Annotated in this window: 11 protein-coding genes; 5 read left to right on the top strand and 6 right to left on the bottom strand. The window is 33.4% G+C overall.

Features of this window, described 5'->3' with window-relative positions:
- Positions 1-28 precede the first annotated feature (28 nt).
- Both BMZ76_RS11575 and BMZ76_RS11570 read right to left on the bottom strand, forming a co-directional pair.
- Complete coding sequence (locus BMZ76_RS11575; RefSeq protein WP_091206522.1) at positions 29-2,419, bottom strand: TonB-dependent receptor; 2,391 nt, start codon at positions 2,417-2,419, stop codon at positions 29-31.
- Between the two features lie 156 nt (positions 2,420-2,575).
- Entirely contained in the window at positions 2,576-3,718 is a 1,143-nt protein-coding gene (locus BMZ76_RS11570) for a helix-turn-helix domain-containing protein (RefSeq protein ID WP_091206517.1), read from the bottom strand.
- A 213-nt stretch (positions 3,719-3,931) separates the two neighbouring features.
- Between BMZ76_RS11570 and murQ the strand changes: the two genes are divergently transcribed.
- The 5 genes from murQ (at position 3,932) to BMZ76_RS11545 (ending at position 6,941) form a co-directional block, all read left to right on the top strand.
- Entirely contained in the window at positions 3,932-4,747 is an 816-nt protein-coding gene (gene murQ / locus BMZ76_RS11565; protein ID WP_091206513.1) for an N-acetylmuramic acid 6-phosphate etherase, read from the top strand.
- A 59-nt stretch (positions 4,748-4,806) separates the two neighbouring features.
- Positions 4,807-5,028 (top strand): DUF6095 family protein, encoded by a 222-nt coding sequence (locus BMZ76_RS11560; protein WP_091206510.1) that lies wholly within the window; start codon positions 4,807-4,809, stop codon positions 5,026-5,028.
- Positions 5,028-5,600 carry a pentapeptide repeat-containing protein gene (locus BMZ76_RS11555; RefSeq protein WP_091206506.1) on the top strand — a complete coding sequence of 191 codons (573 nt, stop codon included), beginning with the start codon at positions 5,028-5,030 and terminating at the stop codon, positions 5,598-5,600. Before BMZ76_RS11560 ends, BMZ76_RS11555 begins: the two co-directional genes overlap by 1 nt.
- Positions 5,601-5,769: 169 nt before the next feature.
- Positions 5,770-6,144 (top strand): DNA topoisomerase IV, encoded by a 375-nt coding sequence (locus BMZ76_RS11550; RefSeq protein WP_091206653.1) that lies wholly within the window; start codon positions 5,770-5,772, stop codon positions 6,142-6,144.
- Between the two features lie 26 nt (positions 6,145-6,170).
- The gene (locus BMZ76_RS11545) at positions 6,171-6,941 is read left to right on the top strand and encodes a TerC family protein (RefSeq protein ID WP_091206504.1); all 771 of its coding nucleotides are present in this window, start codon (positions 6,171-6,173) and stop codon (positions 6,939-6,941) included.
- A 45-nt stretch (positions 6,942-6,986) separates the two neighbouring features.
- Here BMZ76_RS11545 and BMZ76_RS11540 read toward each other — a convergent pair whose 3' ends face one another.
- From BMZ76_RS11540 to BMZ76_RS11525, 4 genes are read right to left on the bottom strand one after another with little or no spacing between them, the layout of a single operon-like run.
- On the bottom strand, positions 6,987-9,680 hold the full coding sequence (locus tag BMZ76_RS11540) for a DNA gyrase/topoisomerase IV subunit A (protein WP_091206500.1): 2,694 nt from the start codon (positions 9,678-9,680) through the stop codon (positions 6,987-6,989).
- The gene (locus BMZ76_RS11535; protein ID WP_091206497.1) at positions 9,680-10,807 is read right to left on the bottom strand and encodes a PDDEXK nuclease domain-containing protein; all 1,128 of its coding nucleotides are present in this window, start codon (positions 10,805-10,807) and stop codon (positions 9,680-9,682) included. The genes BMZ76_RS11540 and BMZ76_RS11535 overlap by 1 nt, the downstream gene beginning before the upstream one ends.
- A gap of 50 nt (positions 10,808-10,857) precedes the next feature.
- On the bottom strand, positions 10,858-11,043 hold the full coding sequence (locus BMZ76_RS11530; protein WP_091206494.1) for a hypothetical protein: 186 nt from the start codon (positions 11,041-11,043) through the stop codon (positions 10,858-10,860).
- Between the two features lie 11 nt (positions 11,044-11,054).
- Positions 11,055-12,917, bottom strand: coding sequence for a DNA topoisomerase IV subunit B (locus BMZ76_RS11525; RefSeq protein WP_091206490.1), 1,863 nt, complete (start codon positions 12,915-12,917; stop codon positions 11,055-11,057).
- Between the last annotated feature and the right edge of the window lie 156 nt (positions 12,918-13,073).

Below are 13,073 nucleotides of genomic sequence, written 5' to 3'. Positions count from 1 at the left end.
AGATTTCTGTTTCCCAGCTTTCAATTTTCTAATTACCTCCAGTTCTTTTATTCTCCTCCTTATTTCCAAAATCACGCTGTTGTACATTGATCTTTTTGTTTCCAAAATTATAAACCACAGATAAACGTACAAATCGATTACTTTCTTTCTGGTCATATACCTGTTTTACACCGTTTATAACTGAAGTAAAATCTTTTAAATAAGAGGTATTAAAAATATCATTTGCCAAAAATGCAATCTGCATGGTTTTATTAAACAAATCCTGTTTGAAACCAATATCAAAACTCGAGGCATATCCTACTTCATATAAACCTCCTTTAAAAGGCGTTGTATACGTAAAATCGATTTGCAATTTTGTCGTTTTACCTAATAAAAAAGTATTATTTGTCGAAAAATCAATTTGTAAACTGTTTGATGGTGTGGCATTGATATCTTTAATAAATTCTGTTTTTGCTCCCAAAAAGTACAATGAATTTTCACTAAACCACCAATCTGCAAAACTTGCCGAGTAACTTTCCCCTATTCCATAATTTAAGTTTTTAAAATAATTCTCACGGGTTACAATCTGTGTATTGGTTTCCGGGTTTGAGGTAAACAAAACTCCATAACCGTTTGTAATTGCATTGACAAAAACACTTGTTCTCAAAATTTCTTTGTAAGAATGTACCAACTCAAAATTATCACTAAATGAAGGTCTTAAAAACGGATTTCCTTCGGAATAACTATTGCTGTTGATGTAAATTTTGAACGGATTCAATAAGTCAAAACGTGGTCTGTTGATTCTTTTTCCATAATTCAAACTAAAAGTATTGTTTTCGTTTTTCTTGTAAGAAGCATAAAACGTTGGGAATAATTTCAAATAATTATTTTCTGTTTCCTGATTTAAAGTTTCAGAAAATCCATTTGTTTGAGTGTTCTCCAATCTTAATCCCATTTGGAAATTCCATTTTTCATTGAGTTTTTTATCCGCATTTACATAAACCGCCTGATTGTTTTCAGTGTATTTAAATCGGTTGGATTGGTTCAAATCTAATTCCGGAGCTCCTATAATTGTATTGAAATAAAGCACATCACTTACACTATTTGTAAAACTCATTTTTGCACCGTAAGACAAATTCAACGCTTGAAGCGGATGTTCCATATCTGCCTTAAAACTCCAATTGTCAATATCTTGATTCGAAATGTTTCTTCCCGACTGATTTATATCAACAAATGTCATATCTGGCGTATAATTATTAGCGACAAAATTTCTATCGAATTTTGAACTGTAATTAAAATAGTCCACATCAAAAAATAACTTTCTTTTTAAGGAATCTAGTTTGGTAATCAAATGTGCATTATAAGTTTGATTTTTTGATCCTTTATCAGTGAAGCTATTGTTCAGTGTAACATTATCCAATTCATTTTGAGTATTGTAATCCTCAATTCTAATATCCGATTTAAAATCAGGGTTATTTCTATCGTTTAAATATTGAAATCCAATAGTAGTACGTTCTGAAAGATTATAATCTAAAGCCAATTTACCGGAAAGATTTTCGGTTTTTACCTTTGTTACACTTTCCATATGCGAAAGTTCATCAGGAAAATACATTTTTAAATCATCTGTAGCATTCAAATAACCTGTTTTTGCATTAATGCTGGCAGAAAATCTAAACTTGTTTTTATTGTAAAAAAAGTTATCTCTTAAAGTGTAAATACTATATTTATTTTGATCATAAGAAACTGCAGTCGTGTTTTTCCAGGAATCACGAACTCCTTTTTTCATAATAATATTTATCAATCCACCAGTTCCTTCGGCATCATATTTAGCCGGCGGATTGCTGATAATTTCAATATTTTTAATATCAATAGCCGAAATCGATTTCAAAAAATTATTCAGTTCCTCTCCTACTAATTCAATCATTCGTCCATTTATCATAACACGGGAAGTACCTTTTCCTAATATATTAATTGTATTATTCTGAACGACAACTCCGGGAGCCGTATTAATGGCGCTTAAAGCGTCTCCGCCAACTGTTGTAACATTGTTTTCAAGATTATAAACCAAACGATCCGTTTTCTGTTCGATTGTTTTCTTTTTAGATTCAATGACAACCTCTGTCAAATTGGTAGTGCTTTCTTTTAAAATGATTATTCCTAAATCAGTATCATTTTCTATTGTAATCTCTTTATCATAATCTGTAAATCCCAAAAGACTGATTCCTATTTTATAAGATCCTTTTTTAAGGTTAATTTCAAAAGAACCATCTTGTTTAGATATTGTTCCGTCAATAATTTTTCTTTCTGAATTGGATATGAAAACATCTGCCCATTCTAATGGAATTGTTTCGTTTGCTATTTTTCCTTTTAATTTAAATGATGTTTGTGCTAAACAAAATAAAGGCAATAATAAAAAGATAAGGAGATTTGCTTTTTTCATGATTTCTAATTTTAAAACTTGTTTCGATTAATTTGAAGCAAAGTTGCCTTAGAAATTTTTAGAATTCGACCGACAAAAAAAAGTCGAACCAATTTCTATTCAGAAAATCAGTTCGACTTTATCAGGTATGAAGTACTACTTTTTACAAACCACTTATTATAAGGCGTTTCTATAAGCTGTAGGCGTCAAATTGGTGTGTTTTTTAAAAGAGGTATTAAAAGAAGATTTGGAGTTAAAACCAACTTCGTATAAAATTTCCAGAACGGTAAGCTGACTTCTAGACTGATCTTTCAAAATACCCATCGCTTTTTGAATACGATATTCATTGACAAAATCAAAAAAGTGCTGATCCATATGATGATTAATTAAAACAGATAAATCCCGAACTGGAATATCAATTTGATTGGCAAGCTCCTGAATGGTAAGCGATGGATCAAGAAAAGGCTCTCTCTCTGCCATATATTGTTTCAATCTCGAAATTTGACTGGAAATCGCATCGTCTTGAACTTTTTTAGATTCTGTTTTTTCTTCGACTTCAGGCAGAATATCTTTTGTCAATTGTATTTTAGAATTAATTCCCCTAAAAAGTTCCGGATGATTCAATGCTTTCATTACTAACCAACAGGTAATAAATAAAGCTACACTTCCTACTACTACATTTAACCAAAGAAATATTTGTCTGTAGTCGCTATAACGTAATACGTTTTTTAATGCAACCAAACAATGCGCGATTAGAAAAACAGTAGTCATCTGAAAAAGATACTTGTACGTCGATGTACTTGGATTGGTATAGTTTTCCAGATAAATTTCTCTGTATTTCTTCAAAATTAAAAATGCGCTAACAATATAAAACACATATTGAAATTCAATTAGAATCTGGATTAAGTATATTTCAGGCATATGTTCAAGATCTCCGGATAAGAGTTTCATATCTGCATCACTGGCTAAATAAAGTCTTGGAAGAAAAACTAAATTAACTAGTATAATAGGAAGTAAATGCAATAAATGCTTCCACTTTAATTTAAAATCAGAATAACAAACTGATAATACATAAAGATAAAATAAGGGCATTGCCAACAAACAGATTGTCCATCTAAAAATCATCAAATCAAGATAATCCTGAATATAAGCAATAACAAAAAAACCACTAAGATCAATAGCCGAAACAATAAAAAACCAGGCAAATAAACGGTTGGCCAATTTATTTTCCGTTTTAACAGTCAGTAAAAAAAATGCCATCAATAAAGACACAAAGACTGAAATCCGTGCAATCCCTTGCAATAAGATTATTCTATCCATTTATTTTTTAATATTTAACAAATATAATATTTTAGTTCATCTAACAAAGATTCAATAACCTTTCTCCATATGAGAAATTAAAAACTAAAAAAAGTAAATCAATATATATCAAATTTAAAGAAAATCGACAGTGAAAAACCTGAAACTAAAAATAGAAAATTTCGAGATTGTGATAAAAAAGATTAATTTTGGAGTTGTCCAATAATACGAAAAATGACCTTCACAAAAACTACCGAACAATCTTCAAAACACGAGCATTTAGAAAAAATGTCGGTTCAAGAATTGTTATCTAATATCAATCAGGAAGACAAAACCGTTCCGTTTGCCATAGAAAAAGCTTTGCCAGAAATAGAAAGTTTAGTCACTGAAATCGTTGCCAAAATGAAACTCGGCGGACGATTATTCTACATTGGCGCCGGAACGTCGGGGCGAATTGGAATTCTTGATGCTTCGGAATGTCCTCCAACTTTTGGCGTTCCTTTCGATTTAGTAATTGGGATTATTGCCGGTGGCGATACCGCAATACGTAGCGCAGTAGAAAATGCCGAAGACAACGCAACACAAGCTTGGATTGACTTGAAAGCTTTCAATGTAAATGAAAATGATATTGTTGTTGGAATTGCAGCTTCGGGGACAACACCTTATGTTACTGGAGGATTATTAGCTTGCAACGAAAATAATATTACCACTGGAAGTATTTCTTGCAATGCCGAAAGTCCGCTTTCGCAAACAGCAAAATTCCCTATTGAAGTAGTTGTAGGACCAGAATTTGTAACCGGAAGCTCTAGAATGAAAGCCGGAACAGCTCAAAAACTGGTACTTAATATGATCTCAACTGCAACCATGATTCAACTCGGAAAAGTGAAAGGCAACAAAATGGTCGATATGCAACTCAGCAACAGCAAACTCGTGGATCGCGGAGTAAAAATGATTATGAGTGAAATTCCTGTTTCCTACGAACAAGCCGCTGATTTATTAAAAAAACATGGTAGTGTACGAAACGCAGTCGATTATTTTACAGCTCAATAAACAGATTACAGGCAAACATTTTTGAGTACAATAAAAAACTTCAAACCTTAAATTAAACAATGGCAACCAACAAAGAACTATTATCTAAAGGAATCAAATATTTATCAGGAGCTTTACCGTTGATCTTTATTGGCCCGACCTTAATATATAATGCCTTTATGAACAAACAGAATGTTTGGCATTATGCGATCTTAGCAATAGGAATAATTGCTTGTCTAGGGGCAATGTATTTAATGTTTTTGGGTTTAAAAACAATTATGAAAAGCTTATTTAATGACTAATGGAAAACTTAATTCACGTTCATAAAACATTTGAAAAAATCGTTTACATCGATAAAAAAGTAAACAATAGAGAATTTGAGGATTGCATTTTTAAAAACTGTGATTTATCGAATAGCGATTTCTCATACAGCACATTTATGGATTGCGAGTTCATAGATTGTAATTTGGCTATGACCAAATTATCAGGAACTAGCTTGAAAGGTGTACAATTCAACAACTGTAAATTGCTGGGAATTCAGTTTGAAGAATGCGATGACTTCTTGTTCAATGTGAGCTTTCAGGAATGCGTTTTGGATTATTCTTCATTTGCAAACAAAAAAATGCCAAAGACAAAATTCAGTTCCTGTTCGTTAAGAGAAGTAAGTTTTGTTGGGACCAATCTTACGAGTTCCGTTTTTGACAACAGTAATTTAAATGGCGCTATTTTTAATAATACGCAACTAGCCGGAGCCGATTTTTCGAAAGCAACTGATTTTAAAATTGATCCTGAATTCAATCCGATGAAAAAAGCAAAATTTTCGACACAAGGAATTATTGGTCTTCTGGACAAATACGATATTAAAATACAATAATGCATTACCCCAGATGGAAGTGAAAACCCGCAAGGCTTAAAGCTATTTTTTCTTGACTAAAAAGAGCGACCAAAGGAAGCTCCTTTTTTGTCAATAGAAAAAAAGATTTAAGCCTTGGGAGTTGCAACGTACAGCTGGATTAGGTCCTAAAAAAATAAATAATTTGAAAATGAAAAAAATAACATTCCTCCTCCCACTATTGCTACTACTGTCATGCTATGATGCGGAGCGCAATTGCAAAGATTTTAAAACTGGTAAATTCAAATTTGATTATGAAGTTGACGGTATCAAGAAAACAACTGTTTTTGAACGTAACGAAAGTATTGAAATAGAAACTTTTGAAGGAAAGACTGACACCGCTTCGATACGATGGGTAAACGATTGCGAATATGTTTTACTGAAATTACACCCAAAAAACATGGCAGAAGAAAAAGCCATTGGCATGAAAATTTTGACAACCACAAAAAATTCCTATACCTTTGAATTTGGTATGGTGGGTTCTGATGCTAAACAAAGAGGAACGGTTACAAAGATTGCTGACTAAATATTATAAACTATAATTAAATAATCATGGAAGTATTTTTAAATCCAGATGCGTGGATTGCCCTTTTAACATTGACATTTCTGGAGATTGTGTTAGGAATCGACAATATCATTTTCATATCAATTGCCACTGGGAAATTACCTGTTGAACAACGTAAAAGAGCCACAAAAATCGGAATGTTTCTTGCCATGTTCATGAGAATTGCGCTTTTGTTTGGTATTAATTTATTAATTCAAATGAAAGAACCTTGGTTTCACATTGATTTCAGTTGGTTTTCAGCGGGAATTACAGGTCAAAGCCTTATTTTACTTGCTGGTGGATTATTCTTAATTTACAAGAGTACGAATGAAATTAGAGAAAAAGTAGACGAAAAAGGGCATGAAGAAAAAGAGTTAGGAAAAGCGGCCACAAAATCGTTTCAAAATGTACTTTTTCAAATTATAATGATTGATTTAGTTTTCTCTTTTGATAGTATTCTTACCGCTGTGGGTATGACTAACGGAGTTGAAGGTGCTTTATATATTATGATTACTGCCGTGGTTATTTCTGTATTAATTATGATGCAATTTGCTGTTCCTGTTGGGAATTTTGTCAACAAGCATCCTTCTATTCAAATACTTGGTTTATCGTTTTTGATTCTTATTGGAATGATGCTGCTTACTGAAAGTGCTCATTTATCAAATGCTTTAATCTTTGGAAGTCACGTTTCACCAGTACCAAAAGGGTACTTGTATTTTGCGATATCATTCTCATTATTAGTTGAAGTACTAAACATGAAAATGAAGAAAAATAAATAATAAAATTATTTTTTTAATAAAGAAGCTCCCGAAATGGAGCTTCTTTTATTCTAAAGATAAAGTAATCTGACCGTCATCATCTAATTGAATAGAAGCATTATTAGCGTCAGTTTCTCCTTTTACTTCTAGATCTTCAGGAATAACCTCAACAGGAATTTCATGTGGTAAAGGTTCAAGCAAGTTTACCTGCTTTAGCTTATCGGTTGTCAATTGATTTCCTAAAGCTTTAAATCCTTTTACGGAAATAAATGATTCTATGTCTACCGTCATCGGCTCTTTTTGAACTCCTTTTACTTTTGTAAAAACTAATTCTGCTACCGGACGATAATCTGTTGATACAATCTCTAATTGTGAATTAGGATGCTCCGTGATAAAACTTTCTTCTTTATTTTCGGTTTCCACCAAAAAACGTTTGATGCAATACCGCTCTTTTTCTCCATCATAATAAATAGCTGAAATTGGTTTCTTTGGAATCCATTTCTCTAAAATCACCATATCTTCATCAAAATGAGTTGTTAGTTCCGGTGTAATTACTTTCATTTTCCCGGATTGCGATATGATCAAAATTTTATCATTTGGTCTGAACTCCCCCAGTAACTCCCCTCTTGCATCAACGTTTAATCGTTGAACAGTATCGTCAAACCAAACTTTTCTTGGCAATAAAGTAGAAATTCCTTTCTCCTTCAATTCTATTTTTTTAATTGGATATTTAGTTACCAAATTTCCTTTCGAAGCCCTTCCTTTTATCGCTAAACTGGCAAAATCAATATCGAATTTCAGTTTTTTGACACTTCCTACCTGACGCAATAATATCGTAATTACTTCTGCTTCACCATTTGGATTGCAAGAAAAATACAATACCTGAGAACCTGCAGTTTCACTGGTTAAATCGTACGCTTTATCTCGGGTCACTCCAGAAACATTGAATCGTTTTATATACGAAGGCCCAGATTTTCCATCACGGTAAATCATATTGTAAATGGTACGCTTATCACTTTTGTCAAAAATAGCAATGTGTATAATATCTTTTCCCACAAAGGTTTTCGCATCTACTTTAGTAATCATCATTTTTCCGTCGCGCAGAAAAACAATTACATCATCAATATCAGAACAATCCGTAAGGTATTCGTCTTTCTTCAAGCTAGTACCAACAAAACCTTCTTCTTTATTGACGTATAATTTAGTGTTTCGCAAAACTACTTTTGTCGCTTCGATATCATCAAAAATACGAAGCTCCGTTTGACGTTCCCGACCTTTGCCGTACTTCTCTTTTAATCGAGTGAAATAGGCAATCGCAAAATCAATCAGATTTTCTAAATTGTGTTTTACTTGTTCGATGTCACCTTCCAACGATTCGATTTTATCCTGCGCTTTATTACTGTCAAATTTGGAAATACGCATAATTCGGATATCCAATAAACGCAAAATATCTTCTTCGGTAACAGCTCGTTTTAAGTGTTTTGTATGTGGTTTCAAACCATCATCAACCGCTTTGAGTACGCCTTCTCTCGTCGTTTGCTCTTCAATGTCACGATATATTTTATTTTCAATAAAAATACGTTCCAACGAAAGAAAATGCCATTGTTCTTCCAATTCACTCAATTGAATTTCGAGTTCACTTTTCAGTAATTGAACTGTTCTGTTCGTTGAAATTTTCAACATCGCAGAAACCCCAATAAACAACGGTTTATTATCTTCAATCACACAACCTAATGGTGCTACCGAAGTTTCACAAGCCGTAAAAGCAAACAATGCATCGATCGTTTTATCTGGAGAAACTCCCGGAAAAAGGTGAATTAATATCTCAACCTCAGCCGCGGTATTATCCTCAATTTTCTTGATTTTGATTTTCCCTTTCTCATTTGCCTTCAAAATACTGTCAATCAAAGTCGTCGTATTTGTAGAAAACGGAATTTGGGTAATCACCAAAGTATTTTTATCCAGCTGACCAATTTTGGCACGTACACGTACACGTCCGCCGCGCAATCCATCATTATAATTGGACACATCAGCAATACCTTGTGTCAAGAAATCCGGATATAAGGTAAATGGTTTTCCTTTTAATATTTTTATTGACGAATCAATTAATTCATTAAAATTATGAGGTAACACTTTCGTGGAAAGACCTACCGCAATTCCCTCCGCTCCAGAAGCCAATAATAATGGAAATTTTACAGGCAAATTGTTGGGTTCTGCGCGACGACCATCGTAAGAAACACCCCAATCCGTAATTTTTGGACTGTAAATAACTTCCAAAGCAAATTTAGACAAACGCGCTTCAATGTAACGGGAAGCCGCAGCACCATCTCCCGTTAGTATATTTCCCCAGTTTCCCTGACAGTCTATCAGTAATTCTTTTTGTCCAATTTGTACCATCGCATCACCAATACTTTGATCTCCGTGAGGATGATATTGCATGGTGTGTCCAACAACATTGGCAACTTTATTATAACGGCCGTCATCTAATTCCTTTAAAGAGTGCATGATGCGACGTTGAACCGGTTTAAAACCATCTTCAATCGCCGGAACTGCACGTTCCAGAATCACATACGAAGCGTAATCTAGAAACCAGTCCTTATACATTCCCGTAACTTTGGTTATAGTATCGTTTCCGTCTTCTTGATTATCGTAAAAATGCTGGCCTCCCGTAGAAATTATATCTTCAAAAGCATCTTCTCCAACTATATTTTCTTCTTCTTGACCTTCCGGTAATATGTTATCGTCTTCTTCGTCTTTCATTATCTTGATTCCGAAATTAATTGTATTAAATCTTCTCTGCTTGGCAGAATTGTTTTGTATTTACTAGCAAAAATTTGCTCATTATTTTCTGGTAAAGTATACTCTACAACCAAATTACTTTTGTTTTGGCAAAGAACAATTCCTATCGTTTTATTTTCGTCTTCCAAACGCATTTCTCTGTCGTAATAATTGACATACATTTGCATTTGTCCTAAATCTTGGTGTTTTAATTCACCTATTTTTAAGTCAATCAGCACAAAACATCTAAGAATTCTGTTGTAAAAAACCAAATCGATTCGAAAATGTTTATCGTCAAAAGTAATTCTGTTCTGTCTTGCGACAAAAGTAAAACCATGACCTAATTCTAATAAAAAATGTTCTAGTTTATTGATAATTTCTTCCTCTAATTCCGATTCAGAATACTGATGCAATTCTGGTAAACCCAAAAATTCTAAAATATAAGGATCTTTGATAAGGTCTTTTGGTTTCTCTATAATCTGACCTTGTTTCGAAAGTTTCAAAACTCCTTCTTTGTCCCGACTTAAAGCCAATCGTGTATAAAGAGCTGAATCATATTGTCGTTTTAATTCCCGAACACTCCAATTGTATTTTTCGGACTCTATTTCGTAAAAACGTCTTTCTTTTTCATCGTCAATTCGCATTAAGAAAACATAATGTGTCCAAGTCAATTTAAAAAACGAAGATAATGTTTCATAATCAAATTTATTTAAATCCGCAGTCACTGTCTGCGCTTTTTGAGATTTAAATTCCCCGGTCAGTGACTGGGATTTTTGAATTTGTAAAATCCGAGTCACTGACTCGGAAATTGAGTAAGCTAAATAAAACTTCCTCATATTTTCTAAATTATCAGTAGAAAACCCTTTTCCAAACTCAATAGTCAACTGTTCAGAAAGTCCTTTTAGCAGTTGCTTTCCGTATTCAGCTCGTTCTTTTCCGCTTTGCTCTTCTTCAACAATCATTCTTCCTATTTCAAAATAGGTATACACCATTGTTAAATTTACGGTGCGTAAAACCTGTTGACGGGCATTTTGCAATAACGCGACTACTTGAGAGAATAAAGCTTTATTTTGAATATTATGTGGAACTGTATTTTCTTCGTCTTTCATTAAATATATTCTATTGAATACTAATTAATTTTAATTTTGTTCTAAAGATTCTAAAAAGAATATTTTTCTTTACAAACATGCTCTTCTTTTGCAGTCTCAATTCCATTTTTATCCAACTCTCTATTTATAATTTTATCACATTCTTTATGATCATTACTTCTTATGATAAAAAAGGTAGTTGAAAAACTAATCACGAATAATACAGCGATGAAAATCAGTGTGTTTTTTGTAGGCATTTTATAAAGATTTAAACTTTTTCAATTACATCTAATTCTACTTTCAAATTCTTGATGATAAATTCTTGCCTGTCTGGAGTATTTTTACCCATATAGAAAGACAATAATTGTTCAATAGATGTATTTTTATCCATCATAATAGGATCTAAACGAATGGTTTCCCCAATGAAATTTTTAAACTCATCCGGAGAAATTTCTCCCAATCCCTTGAATCGGGTGATTTCTGGTTTTGGTTTTAGTTTTTCAATCGCTGCTTTACGCTCTTCATCTGAATAGCAATAAATGGTTTCTTTCTTGTTTCGAACCCTAAAAAGGGGTGTTTGCAAAATGTATAAATGTCCTTCTTTGATCAACTCAGGAAAAAACTGAAGAAAGAACGTAATCAATAACAATCGAATGTGCATTCCATCGACATCGGCATCCGTTGCAATCACGATGTTGTTGTACCGTAATTTTTCCAATCCGTCTTCAATATCCAAAGCCGCTTGCAATAAATTGAATTCTTCATTTTCATAAACAATTTTCTTGCTCATTCCATACGAATTCAACGGCTTACCACGCAAACTAAAAACCGCCTGTGTATTTACGTCACGTGATTTGGTGATAGATCCTGAAGCCGAATCTCCCTCAGTAATGAAAAGCGTGCTTTCCAAATTTTTAGGGTTTTTAGTATCCGGAAGATGCGCGCGGCAATCTCTTAATTTTTTGTTGTGTAGATTCGCTTTTTTAGCACGGTCTGTAGCTAATTTTCGAATCCCGGATAGTTCTTTACGCTCTCTTTCGGCTTGAAGAATTTTTCGCAATAATGCTTCTGCGGTTGGAGGATTCTTATGTAAATAATTATCCAGTTTCGTTTTCACAAAATCATTTACAAAAGTACGAACCGAAGGCATTCCCGGTTCAGAACCCATATCTGTTGAACCTAATTTGGTTTTAGTCTGCGATTCAAAAACAGGTTCCATTACTTTGATGCTTATCGCCGTAACAATCGATTTTCGAACATCTGATGCTTCAAAACTTTTATTGTAAAATTCCCGAATAGTTTTTACTATGGCTTCCCGATACGCCGCTAAGTGCGTTCCTCCTTGGGTGGTATTCTGTCCGTTTACAAACGAGTGGTATTCTTCGCTGTACTGTGTTTTACTGTGTGTTAAAGCCATTTCGATATCATCCCCTTTCAAGTGAATGATTGGATATTCCAAATCTTCGGCGTGAATGGTTTCTTCTAATAAATCTTTTAGACCATTCTCAGAAAAATATTTTTCTCCGTTAAAAATGATAGTCAAACCATTATTTAGGTAACAATAGTTTTTGAGCATTTTGACGATATACTCAAATCTAAATTTATAGTTTTTGAAAATCGATTCATCGGGAATAAAAGTTACTTTGGTTCCTTTTCGCTTCGTCGTTTCAATAATATCTTCTTCGAGAACAAGATTTCCAGCAGAGAATTCGGCTGCTTTTTGTTTTTCATCACGAACAGATTCTACACGGAAATAGTTCGACAACGCATTTACTGCTTTTGTCCCTACTCCATTCAAACCAACAGATTTCTTAAATGCCAAGGAATCGTATTTCCCTCCGGTATTCATTTTGGAAACTACATCAATCACTTTTCCCAGTGGAATTCCACGTCCATAATCCCGTACTGTAACCGTTTTATCTTTTATCGTTACCTCAATAGTTTTACCGGCACCCATGACAAATTCATCGATACAGTTATCAAGAACTTCTTTTAAAAGAATATAAATACCATCATCCGGCGAAGATCCATCACCCAGTTTCCCGATGTACATTCCGGGTCGCATGCGAATATGTTCTTTCCAGTCGAGTGACCGAATGTTATCTTCGGTATATTGATTTTGTTCGGACATTGTAAAATTTGTGGATTTTGTGCTAATGTAGTGTAATTCGATACATTTTAAAATAATGAAGCACCAAAGTTATCAAGAATAATATTGACAACCGATTTCTAATTTAAGATTAACGCTTTTAGATTGCAGATTTCAAATTACTATTAATACTGGTAT

This window comes from Flavobacterium xueshanense (assembly GCF_900112975.1).
Classification (GTDB): domain Bacteria; phylum Bacteroidota; class Bacteroidia; order Flavobacteriales; family Flavobacteriaceae; genus Flavobacterium; species Flavobacterium xueshanense.
The sequence above is the reverse complement of the archived record's forward strand: the minus strand, read 5'-3'. Positions and strand labels throughout refer to the sequence as shown.